This is a genomic window from Stenotrophomonas sp. STEN031 (assembly GCF_056759975.1).
The window spans coordinates 26524-47325 of the sequence record NZ_JBRREA010000024.1 but is presented as its reverse complement, the minus strand read 5'-3'; the positions used below and the strand labels follow the sequence as shown (position 1 = coordinate 47325).

Sequence of the window (20802 nt, the reverse complement as noted above, 5' to 3'; positions counted from 1 at the left end):
CGTTGCCAGCTTCGCGGCTGACGCCGCTCCTACAAAACAGCTGCGCGCCGAAGGCAGGAGAGGGTGCGGCGAAGCCGCAAGAGCTCATGCACTTTCAGATTGCATACCCATCGGTAGCCAAGCGTTGCCAGCTTCGCGGCTGACGCCGCTCCCACAAAAGCCTCCCCACCTTCTTCCTAGCGTGCGTGCACCGCTGCTACCGGTATGCGGTCCAGCGCCAGCCATGCGTCTTCGACCAGGTCCCGCACCTGCTCCCAGCGCAGCCGTGAGCCGCCGCGTGCCTGCTCCCAATGTTCGGCAAGCTCGCCGTCGGTATCGCTGTTGCCGCGCGGCCAGTCCGCCGCATGTGTGGCCAGTGCAAATGCATAGGCCGGTTGCAGGTCAAGCCAACCGCGCGCACCGCGTCGCCGCCGCGCATAGTCGTCCAGGCTGTACTGCACGAAATCCTGCGCCACCTCGTCGGCCGCATGTTGGCTGCGCCTGAGCCGGCCTCGCCGCATCAGCTTGGGATCAGCACCAAACAACGTAGGCGCTAGCGGATGCTCCACTCGATCGGGGCGGTACATGGCACAACCCTCCCTGTTGGGCGGTCACAGATACGCCCGTGGCCGTTAGCGAGGGGTGAGCGAGATGTTCAGGTGGTTGTTGGGCTAGGTGCGACGACAAAAGCAAAGGCAAAGGCACCCCTCCCCAGCCCTCCCCTTCGCTACGCGAAAGGGAGGGGGCCAAGTGCGCGCTCTGCCACTCACCGCGCCCATTGCCACTGCAGGCCAACGGTAAAACTGCGATCCGGGCCCGGCTCGTAGTAGCGCTGGTTGCCGTCGTTGACGATCACCGAGCCGATGTAGCGCTGGTCGAGCAGGTTGTCCACGCGCGCGAAGGCGCGCAGCGGCCCACGAGCCGTCGTCCATTGCCGCGCCATCTCCAGATTCAGCAGGCCATAACCGGCTGCGCTGGCGCCGCCAAGATCGTTCGCGCCTATGTCGCTGGCAGCCACCACTTCAGTCGCCCACTGCCACGGACCCGGCTGCCATTGCCAGCGTGCGAACAGCTGCTGACGCGGCACGCCTGGCAGACGCGTGCCGGCAGTCACCACATTGCTGGGTTGGGTGCAGGGCGGGGGCAGGCCGGTGCAGGTCAGGTAGGCATCGCGCACGCTGGCCTGCAGCCAGGTGTAAGCCAGCTGCAGCTGCTGGTCGGGGGCAATCGGCTGCTGCCAGCTCAGCTCGACACCTTGCCGCCGGGTCGCGCCGATGTTGCGGTAGCTGCTGCGGCCACCGCTATTGGTCGCCACGGCCAACTCGTCATCGCTGTCGGCACGGAACAGCGCCAGTTCCAGCCGCGCGCCGCTCTGCGCGCGCCATTTGCTGCCGATCTCGTAGTTGCGTGTGCTGCCGGCCGCCAGGTCCAGCGCCAGACCTGCGCCGCCATCGGCGCGGTAGCCCAGCTCGTTGAAGGTAGGCGTTTCAAAGCCACGCCCAGCCGAGGCATACAGACGCAGATCGTCGCTGGCGCGGAACACCAGGCCCGCCACCGGCGTGGTCGCCGAGTAGTCGCGACGGCCGCTGTCATCGGGATTGGTGGCGGTGATGTAGCGGTCGCGCGAACGGAACTGCAGCTCGCTGTGGCGCGCCCCCAACAATGCAGACCAGCGTGGACTGAACTGCCACCAGGCCTGCGCGAACTGGTCGATGTTCTGCACCCGGTCATTCTGGTCGCGACGCAGCCGGCCCTTGATGCCCAGGGTGCCACCGATGAAGTTCTCGTAGCCGGTACGGTGCTGCTGCTGACGGTCGGCATTTGCCCCAATCACCAGCTCCAGCGGCTGGCCCGCCAGTTGCCCATGCCAGGCCCAGCGCGCGTCCACGCCGCCGTAATCGCTGTCCAGATCAATGACCCCGCCGGAATGCAGCGGGCTGTTCTGCGGCCCCGGCGGAATCGCCAGGAACTGCTCCACCGCACGCTGCCCCGCATAGCCCATCAGCCGCCAGGTCTGTTGATCACGCTCGACGCTGTAGACAGCCCCCAACTGTGTCTGCCGCACCGACTTGCGGGTGTTGTACTGCGTGGCCACGGCGGTGGCCTGGCGTGGGTTCTCGCGCACCTGCTCGCGACTCAGCCCCAGCGGGTCCTGCGCGTGCGGTGCATCGAAGCCGTTGAACAGCAGCTCCAGCCGCTGGCCCGCCGCCAGATCAACGCCCAGCCGCGCATTCACCGATTCGCGGCGGGCCGCACTGTGCGCGCGCCAACCATCGGTACGGAAATGGTTGGCCGCCACGTTGTAGTGCATAACTCCGGCCAGGCCCTTGAGCTGCACGCCGGTGCTGGAGGTGTTGTTGCTGCCAAGGCTGCTGCGCAACCGCCACGGATCGCCGTCCTGCCCGTCCGCGCTCCACAGCTGCAGCACGCCGCCGGAGGAATTGCCGTACAGCGCCGAGAACGGCCCGCGCAGCACCTCCACCCGGTCGGCGCCGAACACGTTGAAGTGGGAGAGCTGGCCCTGGCCATCGGGCATGGTCGCCGGCACCCCGTCGAGCAGCAGCCGCACCCCGCGCACACCGAAGGTGGAGCGCGCGCCAAAGCCGCGCAGCGACAGCTGGGTGTCCTGTGCGTAATTCTGACGGTCACGTGCCAGTAAGCCGGGCACCGCTCCCAGCACTTCGGATACCTGCGCGCCACGGCCATTGCCGTCGGCGTCCAGCGCCAGCGTGGTGCTGGACGCGGGCAGGTCGAAATCATCCACCGCGTGGACCTTGGCCGCCTGGACCTGCACCCGATCCAGGGTTGCGGTGGGCAACTCGTCGGCCAGCGCCGGCAATGCCAGCATCAGCCCCGAAAACGCAAAAAAACGATTACAAGTACGCATCCGGCCATCATCTCCGATCCACGCAGGCAGCGTCATTGCCCCGCGCGCTGAAGTTCCAGCTGAAACCCTACGGCCAGCGGGCTCCAGCCCTGTTAGGATGACGCGGTTCTGAGCGCGTCGTTGCAGCATCCCGCGCCGAGCACCCCCACTCCCCGCCACTGATACGAGTATCGCCGTGTCCTTCTTTGCAAACGTGGAACAGGTACCTGGTGACCCGATTCTGGGTCTGACCGAGGCTTACAACGCTGACAGCCGCACCACCAAGGTCAATCTTGGCGTGGGCATCTACTACGACGAGAACGGCCGCATTCCGCTGCTGCGCGCCGTCAAGCAGATTGAGCAGACGCTGGCCGCCGAGGCCAAACCGCGCGGCTACCTGCCCATCGATGGCCTGCCGGCCTACACCCAGGCCACCCAGAAGCTGGTGTTCGGCGAGGGTTCGGACCTGCTGGCTGCTGGCCGCGTCGCGACCTCGCAGACCGTTGGTGGCAGCGGTGCGCTGCGCGTCGGCGCCGACCTGCTGAAGCGCCTGCTGCCGCACGCCACCATCGCCATCAGCAACCCGAGCTGGGAAAACCACCGCGCCGTGTTCGGTGCCGCTGGTTTCGACGTGGTCGACTACACCTATTACGACAACGCCGCCCATGGCCTGGACTTCGCCGGCATGCTGGCCGACCTGCAGAAGCTGCAGCCGGGCACCGTGGTGCTGCTGCACGCCTGCTGCCACAACCCGACCGGCGCCGACCTGAGCACCGAGCAGTGGAAGCAGGTTGCCGCGCTGATGAAGGACCGCCAGCTGTTCCCCTTCATCGACATGGCCTACCAGGGCTTCGACAAGGGCATCGCGCAGGACGGCCAGGCCGTGCGCATCGTCGCCGAGGCCGGCATCGACAGTTTCATCGTCGCCAACTCGTACTCCAAGTCGTTCTCGCTGTACGGCGAGCGCGTCGGCGCGTTGTCGGTGGTGGGCCCGGACGCGACCTCGACCAAGGCCGTGCAGTCGCAGGTCAAGCGCATCATCCGCACCATCTACTCCAGCCCGTCCACCCATGGCGCCGCGCTTGTCGCTGGCGTGCTGAACAGTGGCGAGCTGCGTGGCGTGTGGGAAGCCGAGCTGACCGAAATGCGCGAGCGCATCCACGCCCTGCGTGCCGGCATGGTGCAGAAGCTGGCCGCCCTGGGCGCGCCGGAATTCGGCTTCATCCAGCAGCAGGCCGGCATGTTCTCCTACTCGGGCCTGAGCAAGGCACAGGTGGACAAGCTGCGTGACGACTACGGCATCTACGCCGTCGGCACCGGCCGCATCTGCGTGGCCGCGCTGAGCCAGAAGAACCTGGACTACGTGGCCAAGGCGGTTTACGACGTCAGCCGCGGCTGATCCAGCGTTACTGCGGATGTGTTCAGAAGCCCGGGGAAACCCGGGCTTTTTTGTGGTTTTGAGGTTGTGGATAAGGGTGTGGAGAAAGAGCTTTGAAGCTCAAGAGCACCCCTCCCCAACCCTCCCCTGCGCGTTGCGCAAGGGAGGGGCCGAAGCTGCAGTTCGCAAAATGGTGAGGGCTGCAGGCGGCTGCCCCCTCCCTTTGCCGCAGGCAAGGGGGTGAAGAAGGCCCGCTTGCGCGCCATTGGCGCGCGGCCTGATGAACGACCGAAGGCTGCGCCTTCGGGCCGGACGGGCTGGGGAGGGGTGCCGTTGCTCCTGCTCCCGCCATTGCCCCTAGCCTTATCCACAAGCCCCTGTGGATATCCAACAACTACCCCGGCACCACCCAGGTAACCACCGCCGCAGCCGCCACCATCATCCCCAGGCCGATCGCCACCCCGGCGCCGTAGCGCGGGCCACCGCTGGCAAAGGCCAGCACCGACTTGGCCAACGACGCCGAAGCCAGCAAGGCCACCACACCCCAACGCGCCTGCGCCAACTCCAAACCACCAGAAGCCGTCAGCCCGGCAATACTCGCCGCCGCCGCATGCAGTTCACCCAAGGCTGCAATCGTCGCCCCGGCCAATGCCCCGGCCTGGCCAAACAGCTGCCGCAGGCCTTCGGACAGCAACAGGACCACCGCAATCACCGCCGCAATCGCCAGGGCATGCTTCAACTGGAAGGCCTTGCTGGCCGGCCCCTGTGGCACCGCCTCATCGGCCACATGGCGCAGTCCCAGCGCCGAGCACAGCAATAAAACCAGCGACGCCGCGGCCAGCGGCCAGGCGGACGCCTTCAACAACGCCGCCGAACTGGTGCCGATAACAGCGACAAACAGCAGCAAAGAGGCGAGATTTGCCAACAACGCCGCCGATACCGACGGCATCACCAGCGCCGCAGCATCGCGGCTGCTGCGGCCAAAGCCGGCCACCGCCGCGGTGGAGGAGGCAAACCCCGAGAAGAACCCCGCCACCGGCAGGCCCCAGCGCGCGCCCACCGCCCGCAGTGCGACATGGCCCAGCATGCCCACCGCCATCACCAGCACCACGATCTGCCACAGCTTGGACGGCACCAGCACGCCCCAGGGATCAACCGCGGTATCGGGCAGCATCGGCAACACCACCAGCGCGCAGGCGGCCAGCAGCAAGGCGTCGCGCATCTCCTGGTCGCTGATCAGGTCGCGGCTGAGCCGTGCCAGCGGTGCCTTGGCCCACAGCAGGATCGCCACCACCACGCCCAGCGCAGCTGCGAGCGCCGGCTGCTGCATGCCCAGGCCACCCAGCAGCACAGTTATCAACAGGGCGATCTCGCCGGTCAGCCCGGGGTCTTCACGTGAGGTGACGTGGTAGCTGGTCCAGGCAAGCGCGGCCACCGCCAGCAGGGCGACCACGAAGACCGCTTGGCCCAGCAGCAACCCGGCCGCGCCCAGCAAGGCCGCCAGCGCATGCGTGCGCAGCCCGGCCTGCAGGCTTTTGCGCCCGCCGTGCTGGCGTTCGCGCACCGCGCCGATCAGCAGGCCGATGCCCAGGGCAGTCAGCAAACCGTGTGTGGCCTGATTCCAATCCATCGTGTTCTCCAGCAGGGCCCCGCATGGTACTGAGCCTGTGGATAAAGCCAATGCCCCCGGACTTATCCACATTTCATACCCAAAAGACGTTATCCCCAAACACTTGTGGATAACCTCGCCGATGCCCGTTGCAGCTTGGTTCTCCGCTGCGCGGATGCCTGCATGACGCGCCGACCCCGCGCCGCTGTCCACTTTTGTCCACAGACGTTCCGAAGCGCGTTCGTGCCGTCCTGCAGCACCCCATCTACCGCGCCGGGCTCTGCTCCAGCGGCTTCATGGCCTCGGCCAATGGCTTGTAGACCAGGCCCAGGTAGTACATCTGGCCGCGGGGGTCGGGAATGATGGTGTTGGTCATGCTGATCACCGTGTCATCGATGATCCATTTGGTGTGCAGAACCACCGGCTGGTCTTTCGGCCGCCGGCTGGTTTCGTTTACTTCGCCTGGCTCACCGTGCCGCTGGGCCAGCACCCGCTTTACCCGGTTGTATCGGAACTCGGCACCCTCTCCCTTGCGGATCTGCGCATTGGTCACGGTGGCCCCGCGGTCCAGGTAAATGGTGTTCAGCGTCTGCCCTTCGCCCGCCATGTTGAAGACCACCAGGAAAGTGATGCCGTCGATCGTGTAATCCTCGACATAAGGGCTGTCACACGCCCGCCTCGCGCCGCCGTCCGCCTCTGCCTGGCGTTGCGCGTCGCTGCAAGGGAGCAGCTTCAGCTGATCGCCAAATACCTCGCGGATCTGGCTCTGGGTCGCTCCCCATTGCAGCCCTTCGAACAGGGAGGGGGTAGCCATCACCACGCCGGTACACAGGCCCAGCGTGAGGCCAACAATCAGCCTGGCCGCGGTTCGGCTCCCGTATTGGAGGATTCCCTTCATTTGCACCTTCTTCCCTAAGACGTTGCTTGATCGACCATTTTGCCGAAACATCCCTTCAACATCGACAAGCCGGGCAGCGCGCAACGGGATGACCCGTCCTGTCCAGAACAGGACAGGCCTCGGCCATCGACTCGTAAAAAAGCGGACAACCCGCGACAATAGCGCCCCTTTCGTCTGAAGGTAGCTCCTGTCCATGTCCCGTACGTCGCTGACCCGCTTCCTGATCGAAGAACAGCATGCCAAGCGCATCAATGCCGACCTGCGTCAGCTGGTGGCCGTGGTCGCCCGCGCCTGCACCAGCATCTCGATCGCCGTCAGCAAGGGCGCCCTGGGCGGCGTGCTGGGCGATGCAGGCACCGGCAACGTGCAGGGTGAGGCGCAGAAGAAGCTGGACGTGATCTCCAACGAGATCCTGCTCGAGGCCAATGCCTGGGGTGGCCACCTGGCCGCCTGCGCCTCCGAGGAAATGGACCACAGCCAGCCGGTGCCGTCGGAATACCCGCTGGGCGACTTCCTGCTGCTGTTCGATCCGCTGGATGGCAGCTCCAACATCGATGTGAACGTCTCGGTCGGCACCATCTTCTCGGTGCTGCGCTCGCCCAAGGGTGTGGATAAGCCGGGCGACGAGCACTTCCTGCAGCCGGGCACCCAGCAGGTGGCGGCCGGTTACTGCATCTACGGGCCCAGCACCATGCTGGTCCTGACCGTCGGCCATGGCACCCACGCCTTCACCCTGGACCGCGAAACCGGCGAATTCGTGCTGACCCAGCGCGGCATGCAGGTGCCGGCGGACACCAGGGAATTCGCCATCAACATGTCCAACCAGCGCCATTGGGAAGCGCCGATGCAGGGCTATGTGGCCGATCTGCTGGCCGGCAAGGACGGCGTGCGCGGCAAGGACTTCAACATGCGCTGGATCGCCTCGATGGTGGCCGACGTGCACCGCATCCTGACCCGCGGCGGCATCTTCATCTACCCGTGGGACAAGAAGGATCCGTCCAAGGCCGGCAAGCTGCGCCTGATGTACGAAGCCAACCCGATGTCGCTGCTGGTCGAACAGGCTGGCGGCGCCGCCACCAACGGCCGCGAGCGCATCCTCGACATCGCCCCGACCCAGCTGCACCAGCGCGTGCCGGTGTTCCTGGGCTCGAAGAACGAAGTTGCCGAAGCCACCCGCTACCACCGCGAGCACGACCTGCAGGGCTGAGCCGCGAACCCGCTTCTGCCCCCTCCCTTTGCCGCAGGCGAGGGGAGGGCTGGGGAGGGGTGGCCTTTGAGGCCTTTCCGACTTTGCCGGGAATGCCCCTGCCGAGCATGGCTCGGCACTACACATGCGGGGCGGTTCGCGCCACCATCGACGCCAGCTCTCCGGAGATACCGTCGATGCGTGGATTGATCCTGCTGTTGTTGTTGCTTCCCAGCTGGGCCGGGGCACAAACACCGGTAACGCTTGAACAAGCCGATACGGCGTGGAACCAACTACGCCTGCAAGGCGATGCCAAAGCGCTAGCACCACTGCTTGCTGAAGACTGGCTGCTCACCCATTCCGACGGCCGCGTGCAGCACAAGGCCGACTATCTGCACGAACTGGCAACGCGCCAGCGCCGCAACACCCGCATCGACAACGAAGACGTGCAGGTCCGCCTGCATGGCGATACAGCGGTGATCACCGGCACCAGCGTGCAAGCCGCCATCAGCGATGGCAAACCCTGGGAGGGCAGGTTCCGCTTCACCCGCGTCTGGCTGCTGCGCGACGGCCAATGGCAGATGCTGGCCTCGCATTCCTCACGGCTGGTGGAGACCGCGCAATGAGCGTGCCCGACTTCATCGAGGTCTACGACAACGCGCTGAGCAATGCCGACTGCGCTGCCATCGTCGAACGCCTGCGCCACAGCACCCAGCTCAAGCCCGGCCAGGTCGGCAGCGGCGTGTTCCCTGAACTCAAGCGCAGCCACGACCTGCGCATCAGCGGCAACGAGGGCTGGCGCGATGTCGAGCAGCGCCTGCAGCAGGCAGTGTTCAACGGCATGCTGCATTACCTGCGGCGTTATCCACAGGTGCTGATTTCGCCATTGATGCTGCAGGTAGCCGATGCGCAAGGCCAAGCGCGACGACTGAGCGCGGAGGATTTCCAGGCTATGGACGATGCCGCCCTATCCGAACTCGCGCGCACCTGCCTGCGTCCCGGCGCGATCAACCTGCAGTGGTACACAGCAGGTGAGGGCGGCTATCCCTACTGGCACTGCGAGCTGTTCCCGCGCGACCCAGGCGGTGAAACCCTGCACCGGCATCTACTTTGGACGCTCTACCTCAATGACGGCTTCGAGGATGGCGAAACCGAATTCCTGTTCCAGCAACGCAAGGTGGTGCCGCGTACTGGCAGCCTGTTGATCGCACCGACAGCGTTCACCCACACCCATCGCGGCAATCGGCCACAGGGTGGGGATAAGTTCATTGCAACCAGTTGGATATTGTTCCAGTCGGCGCAGCGCTTGTATGGCGAGACGACAGGCCACGGCGCTGCATGAGATTACTCCCGCTCGCTCTGAGTTCTCTGTTGTTGTCGGCCTGCGCTTGTCCACCACCTCCAGAGATGAAACACGCCCCACCTGCGGTCAACAGTTTTTGTGAGCGCCACATCGGTGTTCCTCAACCCGTTTCCCTCGACGAGCTCCTCGCAAACGGCCACCAGTACGAAGGGCGCGCAGTCTCCGTCTCCGGCTATTACTCGCATGGTTTCGAATACTCCGCACTGTATTCAGATGCAGGCGTGGATATCTACGCGCGTGATTACGCCAAAGGCATCTGGATCGATGGCCTTTCACCTTTCTTCGCAGAGAAGGACGCACATGTACTTCTAACCGGGGTCTACACACAAAAATCCGGAGGTCATCTGGCCCGGTGGCCGGGCAGCTTCTGCGTTGTGCAGATGAGGCCTGCATCCTGAGCGATGTGCCCTTGGTAGAGCGGAGCCATGCTCCGCTGGGGCTCTACCGGTCAGGCATCTACCGAGCATGGCTCGGCACTACAGAGACTGCTGCAACCTTGCGTCATCACAGAGGTGCCCACCAATGAAATGGCTTGCGTTGTTTGCGCTGCTGGTAGTTCTTCTCAATGTGATAGCGAGCATCTTTGTCTTCCGCATCGACGGTCAGACCGGTACGCAACGCCTGCTCCAACTCGCTGTGGTCTGGCTGTTACCGGTCATTGGTGCGGTGCTCTGCCTGGCATTCGCCACATCCTTGCTGCCTGCCGCTGCACGCAGCCAGGCAACTGACGCCGGCATGATGGTTGGCGATATCCCCAGCCATCATGCCGGCGGAAGCGATTGCGGTGATGCAGTGTCCTGCGACGGAGGTGGCGGTGATGGCGGCGGGGACTGATAGATCTGCTTGCCTCATATCTCGTCGTAGCAGAGATCGTCCGGGTCAACGCCGACATGATCCGGCGAAGGCAGCTCCCGCAAACGTACTGCTGCGATCTCATTCTTCCCCAACAGCAATGCCTTGGCCGCGCGATGCATGCCATCCATCACCCGTCCCTGTGGGCAGAGGATGATCGGATACTGCAGGTCCGCTGCTTCAACCAGCTGCATATGCTCGATTACCTGCCTGCATGTCGGGGGCCGTGAATCGGCGTCCCACCAATAAGCTTCGTCCAGCTCGGCGACCGCTGATAGTGCGATGTAGGAAACGGGAAGATCATGGCTCAGTGCGATCAAACGATGCACGTCCCAGGCCAATAAACCTGCCTCGCTTTTACGGAAGTGGTATTGCCTGCGCATGAATCGCTCCGACTGCAGAATTCAACAGGCAGCGTAACCCACCAACTGTAGAACAACGCCACACCCGACAGAGGCATTACCGGCAATGCCCTGAATGCCTTGTAGGAGCGGCGTCAGCCGCGAAGCTGGTGATCCAACCGAGGTGGAAAAGATGCTCGCAGCTTCATTGCTGTCGGCTTCGCGGCTCACGCCGCACCCACAAGTGACATTGCCTGCTGCCGAGCATGGCTCGGCACTACCGGCGGGGCTTAGAACAACTCGCCTTGCAGGGACGGTTTCTTCGGGGGCAGCGGTGCAATGAACTTGCTGCAGTCCAGCCATGGCCATTGCTGTCGCGATGCGTTGAAGCCCAAGCGCTTGCTGGCCAGCTTGAAGCGGTTTGCCAGCAGGTCGGCATACACACCCTCGCCGCGCATGCGCTTGCCGAACTGGCTGTCGTAATCCTTGCCGCCGCGCAGTTGGTTGATGGTGCTCATCACGTGATCCGCGCGCTGTGGGTAATGCGCATCCAGCCAATCACGGAACAGCGGTGCCACTTCGTAGGGCAGGCGCAGCAACACGTAACCGGCGCTGCTGGCGCCGGCATCGCGTGAAGCTTCCAGTACCGACTCCAGTTCGGCGTCGTTGATCCACGGAATAACCGGCGCCACCATCACGCCGACCGGAATGCCGGCATCGCTCAGCCTGCGCATCGCGCGCAGCCGTGCATGCGGTGCCGAGGCGCGCGGTTCGAGCTTGGCCGACAGGTGTGGGTCCAGCGAGGTCACCGAGAAGTGCACGCTGACCAGTTGCTGCTCGGCCAATGGCGCCAGCAGGTCCATGTCGCGTTCGACCAGGGCGTTCTTGGTGATCAGCGAGAACGGATGCCGGGTTTCCTGCATCACCTCGATCAGCTGGCGGGTGATGCCCAGCTTGCGCTCGATCGGTTGGTAGGCGTCGGTGTTGATGCCCAGCGCGATCGGCTGCGGTACGTAGCCGGGCTTGGACAACTCGCGCCGCAACACTTCGGCCGCATTGGTCTTGGCGAAGATCTTGGTTTCGAAATCCAGCCCCGGCGACAGGTTCAGATAGGCATGCGTGGGCCGGGCGAAGCAGTAGGAGCAACCATGCTCACAACCGCGGTACGGATTCACCGATTGGCTGAAGCCCACGTCCGGCGAGTTGTTGCGGCTGATGATGCTGCGCGCCGTCTCCGGGCGCACATCGGTACGCAGCCTCGCGGCGGCGAATTCCTCGCTTTCATCGACTGCCCAGCCGTCGTCGACGGCTTCGCTGGTCTGGGTTTCAAAACGGCCGGGCAGGTAGGTGCTGGCACCGCGGCCCTTGATCGGGGTAGGCATATGCCTACGCTAACGCGCGGCTGTCGCAGGATGTGCGACGCCACGCATTCATCCAGCACCTGCTTCAGCCAGCCTTGGGCTTGATCACCAAAGTGGCACTCATGCCGGCGCTGAGCACCGCATCGGTCGGCACCGAGGCCGGATCAATGCTGACCCGCACCGGCACGCGCTGCGCCAGCCGCACCCAGTTGAAGGTGGGCTCGACCTCGGCCAGCAGGTTGCTGCTGGTAGGGCCGGCCGCATCGGCAATACCGGTGGCGATGCCTTCGACCTTACCCTGCAGGTGCACGCCACCGGCCATCAGGCGGATATCCACCGCGTCACCGCGATGGATCTTGGGCAGCTTGGTTTCCTCGAAGTAGCCATACACCCACATGCCTTCGCTGGCGACCAGCGCCATCCGTGCCTGGCCGGCGGCGGCGTAGTCGCCAACCCGCACGTCGAGGTTGGTGATGGTGCCGTCGGCGCTGGCGCGCACTTCGGTGCGGGCCAGTTCCAGCTGCGCCTGCTGCAGGATGACCCGCGCCTGCTGCAGGGCGGCGCCGGCCTGTTGGCTGCCGGCGCTGGCGGCGTGTGCGCTGGCCTGTGCCTGCTTCCAGCTGGCCTGTGCGGCCTGGGCCACGGCGCGGGCATCGGCCTGCGACTCGCGCGAGACGATGCCGTCGAGCTGGGCGCGGCGCTGGGCCTGTTGCTGGCGCATCTGGTATTCGGCCTGGCTGGCACTGGCACCGGCACTGGCGGCGGAGATCGATGCACCAGCAGCGCGCGCAGCGGCTTCGGCGGCCTGCAGATCGGCTTCGGCCTTGGCCACGGCCAATGCATAGCGGTCGCGGTCGATGACGAACAGCAGATCGCCCTTCTTCACCAGTTGGTTGTCATGCACGGCCACCTCGGTGACCAGGCCGGACACATCCGGCGCAATACGCACCACCTCGGCCCGCAGCCGCGCATCGCGCGTCCAGGGCCTGAGCATGTATTGGTGCCAGACCACATAGGCAAGCACGGCGGCAAGCAGCACCACCAGGCTGGTAACACCACCTCGTATCAGGCTGGCGGTTTTCATCGGAACGTCCTCAATCAGGAAAAGTGGGGCAGGAACAGCAACAGGGCACTGCAATAGATGCTGGCGAACAGGGCCACGCGCACCAGTGAGGGGTGCAGCGCGCGGCGGTACAGGCCGACCCGGCCCAGGCCGTAATCGAGCAGGCCGAACACCGGCAGCAACAGCACCACCAGCACCAGCGCGCCGGGGAAATAGATATCGCCGATGGATACTTCAAACGGCATGGCGTGCCTCCTTCAGGCGTTGCTGGCGACGGGAACGCTGCACGTAGGCGGCCAGCACCGAGGCGCTGTCGTCCAGGCTCATCTGCAGCAGATGCAGGTGATCACGCACGGCGCGCAGCACCTGCGTCTGCGGGCCGGACAGCTCGGCCAACGCGGCATTTACGCTGGCCTTGGCATCACCCAGGGTGCGTGCCTGCGGTTCGCGATAGAGCTGGCCCAGCTGTGCCAGCGCCTGCTCGATCTGCGCGCGCAGCGCAGCGGGTAGTTGCTGTTCGGCCAGGTCATGGCGCAGGTCGATCGCGCAATGTCCCGCTTCATGCACCAGCAACGCCCATTCGAACAATTGGCGTGAGGGTCGGCTGCCCGGCGCGGTGCGGCTGGCTATCTGTTGGAACAGTTCGCGGCTGACGCTTTCAAACTTCGGCAGCAAGCCGGACAACGGCGCGCTCACCGCCAGTTGCACCTGTGCGCGCAGGCGCTCCAGCAGCCGGCGCTGGCGTTGCTTGCTGCCGGGCAGGCCCGGCACCAGCATGAACACGCCGGTGGCGATGAAGGCACCCACCGCCAGCGTCAGCGAGTTGTCCAGATAGGCCTGTGCGCTGGGATGGAAATGCGGCCCCATGTTCCATGAGACCAGGATGCCGACGTTCAGCGCCATGCCGATCACCGCGAAGCGCGGCCGGGTGGAGATGTACAGCGAGGCAATCATCGACGGCAGGGTCAGCAGTACCAGCATCGGGAAGTCCGCTGCCAGCGCCATGGCAATGAAGCCGGGTATGGCGAAGAACGGTGCCACCACGTGGCCGATGGTGGCGCGGCGCACCACCCACAGCGGGTCCGGCGCCGCCGAGGACATGGCCACCAGCGCGGCCATGCCGAACACCGCCAGGCCCCCCTGGTTCCAACTGCTGCTCAACCACAGCAGCGACAGCGCCAGCATCACCACGAAGCAGCGCACCGCCGCCAGCGCGATTGCGTACCAGTCATTGGCGCGGGTGAAGCGCACCTTGCCCAGGCGCGGGGCATGCCCACGCAGGCGGCCGTTGCCGGTCTCCATGCGCGCCTTGGCGGCAAGATAGGCCTGCAGCTCTTCGGCGAAGCGGCGCACCAGCAGCGCGCTGGCGTCGAAGCGACCTTGCTGGGCCACCGGCAACGCGCGCCGTTCCTGGGCGAAGGCCGCATCCAGCTGCTGGCACCACTGCTGCATGGCCTTGGCCAGGGCCGGCACGTCATCGCGCAGGGCGCTGTCGTCCAACAGCTGCGACAACGGCTTCAGGCTTGCCCGGATGGCCGCGACCAGGCTTTCGTCCTTGCTTCGCTGCAGGCGATCGATGTGGTGGTGCAGCGCCTGGAAGCGTGACGTGGCAGCCATGAAGTGCTGGTTGATCAGCTTCAACTGGCCGTTGCTGCTGCGCAGGATCGGATCATCAAACCAGGCCATGGCGCGCAGGTCTTCGAAGTTGATCGCGCCTTGCACCACCCGGCTCTGGGTGCGCTCGATCACCTCGAACCCCTGCAGCCGTCCACCAATGGCATCGGCGACAAAGCCGAGGAAGTCGTTGAGGTTGCCGTCATCAGCCGCGCGCAGTCCGGCACGCAGGCGGTTGGGCCACAGCACGTCGAACACCACGCTGGTCACCGCCATGCCCAGCAGCACCTCGCCGGTGCGCTCCAGCGCGCTGTTGAGGATGTTCTGCGGGTGGTTGAGCACCGGGAACACGATCATCGCCACGGTGTAGCCGGACAGCACGAAGCCGTAGGACGCCATGCCGCGGCTCCACACCGAGCCACCGGCACAGAAGCCGGCCCACAAGGCCATCACCGTCACCAGGGCAACCGGGCTCTGCGGGAACAGCGACACCATCAACACCGCCATCGCGCAGCCCACGACCGTGCCGAGGCCACGGTAGAAGGCCTTGGCCAGCACCATGCCGGTATTGCGGTTCATCACCACCAGCACGGTGATCATCGCCGTGCCCGGCGAACTCATGCCCAGCCGCATTGCCAACCAGCCGGACAGGTACAAGGCCACCAGCACTTTGCCGATGTAAGCCCACACCGCGCGCTCGCCACTCATGGCCTGGGCGACGGTCCGCAGCAACGTGTTGGGGGACTTCTGCGCGCCCGGCGCGTACTCAGCCGGTCGTGCACTCATGGCCGCTGTTCCAGCCCCATCAGGATGCGGGTCAGCACGGTTTCGGTCTGGCGCAGTTCCGCCGGCTCGACACCGCTGAAGAACTGCTGCAGCTGCTGGATCACCGCCGGCATCACCTGTTCGATCAGCTGCTCACCGGCCGGACTCAGCCGCACCACCAGCTTGCGCCGGTCCTCGGCGCTGGGCTCGCGGCTGACCAGGCCCTTGGCCAGCAGCTGGTCGATCAGACGGGTGACATTGGAGGACTTCTCGCTGGCGGCCTCGCTGATCTCCGACGGGCTGAGGCCCTGCTCGGAGCCGTCCAGCATCATCAGCACGTTGTACTCCGGGTGGGAGATGCCGTAGTCACGCATCAGCTGGTTGCCGTGGTCGCAGAACAGCTTGTGCACCAGCTTGATCAGCCGCGCCAGCATTGCCTGGTCACGCGGGAAGCCGGGATGGCGGGCGCTGCTGATCGCCAGCTTCTGGTCGATGCTGGCGTAGCCGCCGGCGGCGGGAAGGGGTTTGTCCATCCCGGTATATTACATTTATGTATCAATTGATGCAATGCACAAATTGAACCCGCTTTTGTGGGAGCGGCGTAGGCCGCGAAGCTGACACTCCCGGCGCGCAAAGCGCTTACCCGATTCCATCGCTGCCGAGCGCTTTCGGCGCCGGATCCAGCAGTGGTTTCGCGGCTGACGCCGCTCCTACAAAAACAGGCGGCCCCTGCCGTCATTGGCCATGGCTAGAATCGACGGATGCGCGAAGCCCTCCAAGACCTGTGGACAAGTCTGTCCAGCATTCCCCACGTCGCCCAGATCCTGGCCGTCGCCTATGTCACCTATCTGTTGGTGCTGGCCTGCTACATCGTGCTGCAGAAGCGCGAGCCGGTCGCCACCCTGAGCTGGATCCTGTCCCTGGCCGCGCTGCCGTACATCGGCCTGTTCGTGTTCTACCTGTTCGGCCCGCAGAAGATCGTGCGCCAGCGCCTGCGCCGCGGCCGCTCGCGCGAGGGCATGAGCACCTATGACGCGGTATGCCCGCCCGATGCCAGCTGTACCGAACTGGCGCGGGTGGGGCAGGCCACCACCGGGCTGTCGCCGAGCACCGCAACGGATGTCGATTGGCTGCTGGATGGTGCGGCGACCTATGCCGCCATCATCGACGCCATTGGCAAGGCGCAGCGCCACGTCAACCTGGAGTACTACATCTTCGAGCCCGACCACGCCGGCACCGCCATGCGCGATGCGCTGGTGGAACGTGCCCGCGCCGGCATCAAGGTGCGCCTGCTGCTGGATGCGGTAGGTTCGTCGAAGGTCCGCAAAGCCTTCCTGCGGCCCTTGCTGGATGCCGGTGCGGAGATGGCCTGGTTCCACCCACGCCAGCTGCTCAAGCCGTTGAAGCGACCTTGGTTGAACATGCGCACCCACCGCAAGCTGGTGGTGGTGGACGGCAACGTCGCCTTTACCGGCGGCATCAACGTCACCGATGAGGAAGACGACAGCCGCAACCCCAATGCCTACCGCGACCTGCATATGCGCATTCGCGGACAAGTTGTGCACAGCCTGCAGCTGGTGTTCCTGGAAGACTGGATCTACGCCACCGGTCAGGGCGCCGAGTTGTTCGAGCGCGTCGACCTGTTCCCGGCCGACGTGCCGACCCGCGCACAGGGCAGCATCGACGCGCAGGTGCTGGTATCCGGCCCCGATTCCGCATGGGAGCCGATCCATCGCCTGCATGTGGCGGCCATCCAGGAGGCAAAGCATCGTGTCTGGCTGGTGACGCCCTACTTCGTTCCCGGCGAGGCCGCACGGATGGCGCTGACCTCGGCCGCACTCGGCGGCCTGGATGTACGGCTGATGGTGCCCAAGCAGAGCGACTCCAGGTTCGTGACGCTGGCTGCACGTTCCTACTTCGACGAGCTGCTGGAAGCCGGCGTGCGCATCTTCGAGTACGGCCCGCGCATGCTGCACAGCAAGGCCTTCATCGCCGACGACGATACCTGCATCGTCGGCACCGCCAACTTCGACCATCGCAGCTTCCGGCTCAATTTCGAGCTGTCGATGATGTATACCGACCGCAAGCTCACCGGCGAGCTGGAAGCCATCCTGCAGGCGGAGTTCGACAGCGCCGGGGAGGTACAGCCCATCCGCGACCGCTCGTTGTGGCGCAAGCGTCTGCCGGAAGCCTTTGCCCGCTTGGCCTCGCCCCTGCTCTAGGCGCGGCCGGCTGGAAATCCGTGCCTGCGGGAGTTGCCGGCGGGAGATGCCGGCGGCGTGGCCGTCTCGCCTGGTCGGAACCGCCATTTGACCGGTACAGCCGCCAGGCGCGAATCCCTGCATGGAATCGGCGCTGCCAGCGCCGTTACACTGCACACCTCTGTCGGGGAGATCGTCATGTACTGGTTGTTCCTACTACTCGCACTTGGGGCGTTTTTTCTGGCCTTTTCCACCACGCATGCGTGGCTATTGGTGCTGGCGCTGCTGGCCGCCTTGCTGTTTCTGCTGGCGTGGGCAAAAGGACTGTATGTGGCCCGCTTTGGCAGCGTGAACACGGTGCCGCGCCCGCTGCACGCCGCCGAGCTGCAGGCCCTGCGTGCGCAGTTGCAGCCCACCGCCAGCCCTGACCCAACAGCGACGCCCGCGCCGACCGTGCAGGCAACTGCAACGCCTTCGACCAGTTCCGGCGACCGCGAGCTGCCGCAGCCATGACCGTGCTCAGCGTCAACGTCAACAAGATCGCGGTGCTGCGCAATTCGCGCGGCGGCAATGATCCGGATGTAGTGCGTGCGGCAATGACCTGCCTGCGCGCCGGCGCGCACGGCATCACCGTGCATCCGCGCCCGGACCAGCGCCACATCCGTGCAGCTGACGTGCTGACGCTGTCTGCGCTTACCCAGCAGCATGGCGTTGAATTCAACATCGAGGGCAACCCGTTTGCGCCACCGCGTGATGGCTACCCGGGCTTGCTCGAATTGTGCGAACAGACCCGTCCGGCGCAGGCGACACTGGTGCCGGATGGCGACGGCCAGCTGACCTCCGACCACGGCTTCGATTTCGCCCGTGACGGTGAACGCCTGCGCCCGCTGATTGCAACGCTGAAGTCGTATGGCTGCAGGGTGAGCCTGTTCGTCGATGCAGACAATCCGGATATCGCCCAGGCCGCCGTACTGGGCGCCGATCGCGTCGAGTTGTACACAGGCCCCTATGCCGAAGCGTATGCGGCGGGTGATCCGTGGCAGGCACTGGCGCAGTTCGCCGATGCCGCCCGTCGCGCGCAGGCTGCAGGGCTGGGCGTCAATGCGGGCCATGATCTGTCGCAGGCCAACCTGGCCGCGTTCCTGTCCCACGTTCCCAACGTGCTGGAGGTCTCCATCGGCCACGCCTTGATCAGTGAAGCGCTCTATACCGGCCTGGAAGCGAGCGTGACAGGCTATCTTGCAGCCATTGCCGAAGCCGAAAGCCTGAGCCGCTGATCGCCGGTGGCGGGGCAGGGCCAGGGTCGCGGCGGTTGAGCATGCGCCGCCGCAAACCGTTGCTCTGGCCTATGGATGGGCGTGTAGCCCACAGAACGTTCCCGCGCGGCACAACGGGATGAAATTGCATCCACACACTTATCCACATACGTTTCCACAACGTTTGGTAGGGATATTGCTGAACCGCTAAGCGTTGTGGATAAAGCGTTTGAGCGCTCCCTGCATGCAGCAGCAATCGGTGAGGCGCCCCCTGCTAGTGCTTCGTTGGGAGGCTTATCCACAGGCAGAAACCCGCAGAACGAGCTTCTTGGGGAGCCGATCCCGGTAGTCCCCGCTGGTGGGAGAACGCCAGTGGATCGTTGGATGTCACGCTGCTCGCACTCGGCTGATACCTGCCCTGACAGATCCGGGCCGGTAAAGTGCGACTCCGAAAGGTCGCCAAATCACCCTCAATTCGGCGCTATTTCGGCGATTTACTGAAATATCGGCTACTTCAACGGTCAAGGTCTTGCAGTTGCAAATGGCCAGTCGCGGCGCCTCCCTGTCCTGAGCGCGGGCCGCCCCTGCAACATGCCGATACGCCGGCACCGTCCTGGATTGCCGCAAAACATCCATAGCAGCCTGGCTTATCCACAAGCTGTAATCGCGGTCGCAAGGGCGAGGGTATGAGTGATGCGCGTCCATTGTTCTTGCAGAAGCACCCACACGCCGCGACGGCACTGCACGCTTGCCGATCACAAGATCGGGCGACTTCCACGTGGATCATGGCAATGTAATCCACAGGCGGGGCAGGGTGATCCACCGCTTTGTTGGGATAACTGAGCGCTGATCTATCCACAGAGGGATGTGGACAAGCGTGCGCGCTGCGCAGGCAACTTATCCACATGCCGGGATCGATCAGGAAAGGGCGCTGATCTCTCGCCGCGATGCCCGGCAGATCGCGGCGACCAGTGTGCCGCAGGGCATACGGCAGGCGGTTGTGCCGCTCCAGAAAGGCAGCCGCGCATGCGCCGCCGTTCCGACAAGTGGGTAAGGCGCCTGGTCGCTTTCATTGAAGCGCTGCGCGCAGCAGGAACATTGGCGCAGCGCATGCAGCAACGCCCAACAGAGGCCAAAAAAAACGCCCTCCAAAAGGAGGGCGTTTTCCAGTCGCGTCATGACTTGGTGTTGCAGTGTTGCTTACTGCACGAAGCCAATCTTCTTCATCTGAGCGTTCTTCGCCTGGGCCAGGATCTTGGCCATGACGTCGTACTCCGAATCCGGGCTTGCTTCGATGCGAAGTTCCGGCTGGTTGGTCGGATCCTTCTGTACTTCTTCTTCCATCTTCTGCTGCAGGTCGCCCACGTTCACCGGACTGTTGTTCCAGTAAACCTGGTTGCTGGCGTCGACACGCAGGTCGATCGGCGGCGGCGGCTCACGCAGCTGCGGCGGCGGGTTGATCACACGCTGCGGCAGATCCACGGCGATCGGGTACGTCATGATCGGCGCGGTAACGATGAAGATGATCAGCAGAACCAGCATCACGTCCACGAGGGGCGTGACGTTGATGTCGGCCATTGGGCCCCTGTTTCCACCACTACTGAATGCCATGGCTTATTGCCCCTTTTCTTTGGTGGCAACGAAACCGACGTCCAGCATGCCCTGGCCCTGCGCGATCTTGGTGACCTCGTTGATCACCTTCATCTTGGTGGTCTTGTCACCACGCAGGTTCAGCGGCGGCTGCGGCGTCTGCTGGGCAGCAGTCGCGAAACGCGACTCCAAGGTCTCCTTCGAGACCTCTTCGTCGTTCCAGTAGAGCTTGCCGTCTTCCTTGACCGCCACCGTAATCGGATTTTTGCGATCAGGCGCATCTTCCGGGTTCTGGATCAGGTTGGCTTCCGGCAACTCCACCTTGACCTTGTGGGACATCAGGGGAGCCGTGATGATGAAGATGATCAGCAGCACCAACATCACGTCCACGAGGGGAGTGACGTTGATGTCGGCCATCGGGCCGCTGCTGTTACCACTACTGAAAGCCATAACGGGCTCCGTCTATATCGTTGCGAAGAC

The 20802-nt window shown here is 64.7% G+C and carries 22 protein-coding genes; 9 read left to right on the top strand and 13 right to left on the bottom strand.

Going from position 1 to position 20802, the window contains the following annotated elements; translation table 11 throughout:
* Positions 1 to 176: 176 nt before the first annotated feature.
* Both ACVOLQ_RS12465 and ACVOLQ_RS12460 read right to left on the bottom strand, forming a co-directional pair.
* Positions 177 to 500, bottom strand: a complete 324-nt coding sequence (locus ACVOLQ_RS12465; protein ID WP_313172864.1) for a hypothetical protein — start codon at positions 498 to 500, stop codon at positions 177 to 179.
* Positions 501 to 745: 245 nt separating this feature from the next.
* Entirely contained in the window at positions 746 to 2866 is a 2121-nt protein-coding gene (locus ACVOLQ_RS12460; RefSeq protein WP_481528207.1) for a TonB-dependent receptor family protein, read from the bottom strand.
* A 175-nt stretch (positions 2867 to 3041) separates the two neighbouring features.
* Between ACVOLQ_RS12460 and ACVOLQ_RS12455 the strand changes: the two genes are divergently transcribed.
* Positions 3042 to 4244, top strand: a complete 1203-nt coding sequence (locus tag ACVOLQ_RS12455; RefSeq protein ID WP_481528206.1) for an amino acid aminotransferase — start codon at positions 3042 to 3044, stop codon at positions 4242 to 4244.
* A 373-nt stretch (positions 4245 to 4617) separates the two neighbouring features.
* Here the strand turns inward: ACVOLQ_RS12455 and ACVOLQ_RS12450 are convergent, their stop codons facing one another.
* Together ACVOLQ_RS12450 and ACVOLQ_RS12445 are read right to left on the bottom strand one after the other, a co-directional pair.
* Entirely contained in the window at positions 4618 to 5853 is a 1236-nt protein-coding gene (locus ACVOLQ_RS12450; protein WP_481528205.1) for an MgtC/SapB family protein, read from the bottom strand.
* A 244-nt stretch (positions 5854 to 6097) separates the two neighbouring features.
* Positions 6098 to 6730, bottom strand: a complete 633-nt coding sequence (locus ACVOLQ_RS12445) for a hypothetical protein (RefSeq protein ID WP_313172859.1) — start codon at positions 6728 to 6730, stop codon at positions 6098 to 6100.
* A 193-nt stretch (positions 6731 to 6923) separates the two neighbouring features.
* Between ACVOLQ_RS12445 and ACVOLQ_RS12440 the strand changes: the two genes are divergently transcribed.
* The 5 genes from ACVOLQ_RS12440 to ACVOLQ_RS12420 all read left to right on the top strand — a co-directional run bounded on the left by ACVOLQ_RS12440 (position 6924) and on the right by ACVOLQ_RS12420 (position 10113).
* On the top strand, positions 6924 to 7937 hold the full coding sequence (locus ACVOLQ_RS12440) for a class 1 fructose-bisphosphatase (protein WP_313172860.1): 1014 nt from the start codon (positions 6924 to 6926) through the stop codon (positions 7935 to 7937).
* A gap of 176 nt (positions 7938 to 8113) precedes the next feature.
* Positions 8114 to 8542 (top strand): nuclear transport factor 2 family protein, encoded by a 429-nt coding sequence (locus ACVOLQ_RS12435; RefSeq protein WP_481528204.1) that lies wholly within the window; start codon positions 8114 to 8116, stop codon positions 8540 to 8542.
* Positions 8539 to 9258: a 2OG-Fe(II) oxygenase gene (locus ACVOLQ_RS12430; RefSeq protein WP_481528203.1), complete on the top strand. Its 720-nt coding sequence runs from the start codon at positions 8539 to 8541 to the stop codon at positions 9256 to 9258. The genes ACVOLQ_RS12435 and ACVOLQ_RS12430 overlap by 4 nt, the downstream gene beginning before the upstream one ends.
* A gap of 65 nt (positions 9259 to 9323) precedes the next feature.
* Positions 9324 to 9677, top strand: a complete 354-nt coding sequence (locus ACVOLQ_RS12425; protein WP_481528202.1) for a hypothetical protein — start codon at positions 9324 to 9326, stop codon at positions 9675 to 9677.
* Between the two features lie 124 nt (positions 9678 to 9801).
* The gene (locus tag ACVOLQ_RS12420; RefSeq protein WP_313173748.1) at positions 9802 to 10113 is read left to right on the top strand and encodes a hypothetical protein; all 312 of its coding nucleotides are present in this window, start codon (positions 9802 to 9804) and stop codon (positions 10111 to 10113) included.
* 14 nt (positions 10114 to 10127) lie between these two features.
* Here the strand turns inward: ACVOLQ_RS12420 and ACVOLQ_RS12415 are convergent, their stop codons facing one another.
* The 6 genes from ACVOLQ_RS12415 to ACVOLQ_RS12390 all read right to left on the bottom strand — a co-directional run bounded on the left by ACVOLQ_RS12415 (position 10128) and on the right by ACVOLQ_RS12390 (position 15808).
* Complete coding sequence (locus ACVOLQ_RS12415) at positions 10128 to 10514, bottom strand: hypothetical protein (RefSeq protein WP_313495522.1); 387 nt, start codon at positions 10512 to 10514, stop codon at positions 10128 to 10130.
* 248 nt (positions 10515 to 10762) lie between these two features.
* The gene (locus tag ACVOLQ_RS12410) at positions 10763 to 11854 is read right to left on the bottom strand and encodes a PA0069 family radical SAM protein (RefSeq protein ID WP_481528201.1); all 1092 of its coding nucleotides are present in this window, start codon (positions 11852 to 11854) and stop codon (positions 10763 to 10765) included.
* Between the two features lie 64 nt (positions 11855 to 11918).
* Positions 11919 to 12917, bottom strand: coding sequence for an HlyD family secretion protein (locus ACVOLQ_RS12405; RefSeq protein ID WP_312915497.1), 999 nt, complete (start codon positions 12915 to 12917; stop codon positions 11919 to 11921).
* Between the two features lie 14 nt (positions 12918 to 12931).
* Positions 12932 to 13141, bottom strand: coding sequence for a DUF1656 domain-containing protein (locus ACVOLQ_RS12400; protein ID WP_312371221.1), 210 nt, complete (start codon positions 13139 to 13141; stop codon positions 12932 to 12934).
* A complete protein-coding gene (locus ACVOLQ_RS12395; protein WP_481528200.1) occupies positions 13131 to 15296 on the bottom strand; it encodes an FUSC family protein in 2166 nt (721 codons plus the stop codon). Before ACVOLQ_RS12395 ends, ACVOLQ_RS12400 begins: the two co-directional genes overlap by 11 nt.
* Positions 15293 to 15808 carry a MarR family winged helix-turn-helix transcriptional regulator gene (locus tag ACVOLQ_RS12390; RefSeq protein ID WP_312915495.1) on the bottom strand — a complete coding sequence of 172 codons (516 nt, stop codon included), beginning with the start codon at positions 15806 to 15808 and terminating at the stop codon, positions 15293 to 15295. The genes ACVOLQ_RS12395 and ACVOLQ_RS12390 overlap by 4 nt, the downstream gene beginning before the upstream one ends.
* Before the next feature lie 228 nt (positions 15809 to 16036).
* Between ACVOLQ_RS12390 and cls the strand changes: the two genes are divergently transcribed.
* From cls to ACVOLQ_RS12375, 3 genes are all read left to right on the top strand, one after another.
* Entirely contained in the window at positions 16037 to 17497 is a 1461-nt protein-coding gene (gene cls, locus ACVOLQ_RS12385) for a cardiolipin synthase (protein ID WP_313495530.1), read from the top strand.
* A 177-nt stretch (positions 17498 to 17674) separates the two neighbouring features.
* A complete protein-coding gene (locus ACVOLQ_RS12380; RefSeq protein WP_481528199.1) occupies positions 17675 to 17989 on the top strand; it encodes a hypothetical protein in 315 nt (104 codons plus the stop codon).
* A complete protein-coding gene (locus ACVOLQ_RS12375) occupies positions 17986 to 18753 on the top strand; it encodes a pyridoxine 5'-phosphate synthase (protein WP_313173740.1) in 768 nt (255 codons plus the stop codon). Before ACVOLQ_RS12380 ends, ACVOLQ_RS12375 begins: the two co-directional genes overlap by 4 nt.
* 897 nt (positions 18754 to 19650) lie before the next feature.
* On the opposite strand, the gene ACVOLQ_RS12370 is transcribed toward ACVOLQ_RS12375, so the two are convergent.
* The 3 genes from ACVOLQ_RS12370 to ACVOLQ_RS12360 are packed head-to-tail and all read right to left on the bottom strand — an operon-like array spanning position 19651 to position 20772.
* The gene (locus tag ACVOLQ_RS12370; protein ID WP_481528198.1) at positions 19651 to 19911 is read right to left on the bottom strand and encodes a hypothetical protein; all 261 of its coding nucleotides are present in this window, start codon (positions 19909 to 19911) and stop codon (positions 19651 to 19653) included.
* Positions 19912 to 19932: 21 nt separating this feature from the next.
* Positions 19933 to 20343 carry an ExbD/TolR family protein gene (locus tag ACVOLQ_RS12365; RefSeq protein WP_282268368.1) on the bottom strand — a complete coding sequence of 137 codons (411 nt, stop codon included), beginning with the start codon at positions 20341 to 20343 and terminating at the stop codon, positions 19933 to 19935.
* A gap of 3 nt (positions 20344 to 20346) precedes the next feature.
* The gene (locus tag ACVOLQ_RS12360) at positions 20347 to 20772 is read right to left on the bottom strand and encodes an ExbD/TolR family protein (protein WP_282268370.1); all 426 of its coding nucleotides are present in this window, start codon (positions 20770 to 20772) and stop codon (positions 20347 to 20349) included.
* Positions 20773 to 20802: the final 30 nt, after the last annotated feature.

Coding starts and splice junctions, on each gene's coding strand:
- ACVOLQ_RS12465 (WP_313172864.1), bottom strand. CDS start 500: ATGCGGCGAGGCCGGCTCAGGCGCAGCCAACATGCGGCCGACGAGGTG.
- ACVOLQ_RS12460 (WP_481528207.1), bottom strand. CDS start 2,866: ATGCGTACTTGTAATCGTTTTTTTGCGTTTTCGGGGCTGATGCTGGCA.
- ACVOLQ_RS12450 (WP_481528205.1), bottom strand. CDS start 5,853: ATGGATTGGAATCAGGCCACACACGGTTTGCTGACTGCCCTGGGCATC.
- ACVOLQ_RS12445 (WP_313172859.1), bottom strand. CDS start 6,730: ATGAAGGGAATCCTCCAATACGGGAGCCGAACCGCGGCCAGGCTGATT.
- ACVOLQ_RS12440 (WP_313172860.1), top strand. CDS start 6,924: ATGTCCCGTACGTCGCTGACCCGCTTCCTGATCGAAGAACAGCATGCC.
- ACVOLQ_RS12435 (WP_481528204.1), top strand. CDS start 8,114: ATGCGTGGATTGATCCTGCTGTTGTTGTTGCTTCCCAGCTGGGCCGGG.
- ACVOLQ_RS12430 (WP_481528203.1), top strand. CDS start 8,539: ATGAGCGTGCCCGACTTCATCGAGGTCTACGACAACGCGCTGAGCAAT.
- ACVOLQ_RS12425 (WP_481528202.1), top strand. CDS start 9,324: ATGAAACACGCCCCACCTGCGGTCAACAGTTTTTGTGAGCGCCACATC.
- ACVOLQ_RS12420 (WP_313173748.1), top strand. CDS start 9,802: ATGAAATGGCTTGCGTTGTTTGCGCTGCTGGTAGTTCTTCTCAATGTG.
- ACVOLQ_RS12415 (WP_313495522.1), bottom strand. CDS start 10,514: ATGCGCAGGCAATACCACTTCCGTAAAAGCGAGGCAGGTTTATTGGCC.
- ACVOLQ_RS12410 (WP_481528201.1), bottom strand. CDS start 11,854: ATGCCTACCCCGATCAAGGGCCGCGGTGCCAGCACCTACCTGCCCGGC.
- ACVOLQ_RS12405 (WP_312915497.1), bottom strand. CDS start 12,917: ATGAAAACCGCCAGCCTGATACGAGGTGGTGTTACCAGCCTGGTGGTG.
- ACVOLQ_RS12400 (WP_312371221.1), bottom strand. CDS start 13,141: ATGCCGTTTGAAGTATCCATCGGCGATATCTATTTCCCCGGCGCGCTG.
- ACVOLQ_RS12395 (WP_481528200.1), bottom strand. CDS start 15,296: ATGAGTGCACGACCGGCTGAGTACGCGCCGGGCGCGCAGAAGTCCCCC.
- ACVOLQ_RS12390 (WP_312915495.1), bottom strand. CDS start 15,808: ATGGACAAACCCCTTCCCGCCGCCGGCGGCTACGCCAGCATCGACCAG.
- cls (WP_313495530.1), top strand. CDS start 16,037: ATGCGCGAAGCCCTCCAAGACCTGTGGACAAGTCTGTCCAGCATTCCC.
- ACVOLQ_RS12380 (WP_481528199.1), top strand. CDS start 17,675: ATGTACTGGTTGTTCCTACTACTCGCACTTGGGGCGTTTTTTCTGGCC.
- ACVOLQ_RS12375 (WP_313173740.1), top strand. CDS start 17,986: ATGACCGTGCTCAGCGTCAACGTCAACAAGATCGCGGTGCTGCGCAAT.
- ACVOLQ_RS12370 (WP_481528198.1), bottom strand. CDS start 19,911: ATGACGCGACTGGAAAACGCCCTCCTTTTGGAGGGCGTTTTTTTTGGC.
- ACVOLQ_RS12365 (WP_282268368.1), bottom strand. CDS start 20,343: ATGGCATTCAGTAGTGGTGGAAACAGGGGCCCAATGGCCGACATCAAC.
- ACVOLQ_RS12360 (WP_282268370.1), bottom strand. CDS start 20,772: ATGGCTTTCAGTAGTGGTAACAGCAGCGGCCCGATGGCCGACATCAAC.